The 625-nt window shown below is 47.2% G+C and carries 1 protein-coding gene; it reads right to left on the bottom strand.

Features of this window, described 5'->3' with window-relative positions; translation table 11 throughout:
* Positions 1 to 625, bottom strand: a 625-nt coding sequence (locus R7044_RS26285) for an ROK family protein (protein WP_225456126.1), incomplete at both ends; no start/stop codon positions are given.

The following is a 625-nucleotide window of genomic DNA, read 5'->3' as shown; positions in this document are numbered from 1 at the left end:
CTGCGCCAGTACCGCGGTGTACACTGACTAAGATAGAGTCTTGGCAATCTTGGCTAGCACCAAAATAATGCTCAGCAAGTGCCATACAACGGACGTCGTTACCGACAAAACAAGCCGTATTGAACTTCTCTCGGATAATTTCACCAAGCGCAAGGTTATCAATATCCGTATTTGGCATGTACTCAACGACGCCTGTCGTAGGGTTAACTAGGCCTGGTAACGTAATACCGATAGCAATCAACTGGTCAATTTTATCTTGGCAACGACTTACGAAGTCTTTTAATAAATCAATAAGACCTGCAATCAAATCGGCTTGGTTGGTGTAGTGAAGTTCGTGTTGATCTTCTGCCAGTGCAGTGCCGCCTAAGTCATAGAGACAGAATTGAACGTAGTCTCGACCCAAACGAACGGCGATAGAGTGAAAAGGCTTCACTTCAGTGGTCAATGAGATTGCTCGACGACCACCTGTTGAAGCTTGTTGGGCGACCTCTTTAATGAGGCCGCGTTCCAATAGTTGACGGGTGATTTTGGTAACACTCGCTGGAGCGAGCTGGCTAACATCCGCGACTTGAATTCGGGAGATAGGACCTTGCTGATCAATCAGCCTGTATACCGCAGCGCTGTT

Source organism: Vibrio sp. 1402, from assembly GCF_033340275.1.
Note: the sequence above shows the minus strand (reverse complement) of the source record. Positions and strands in the feature narration are given on the sequence as shown.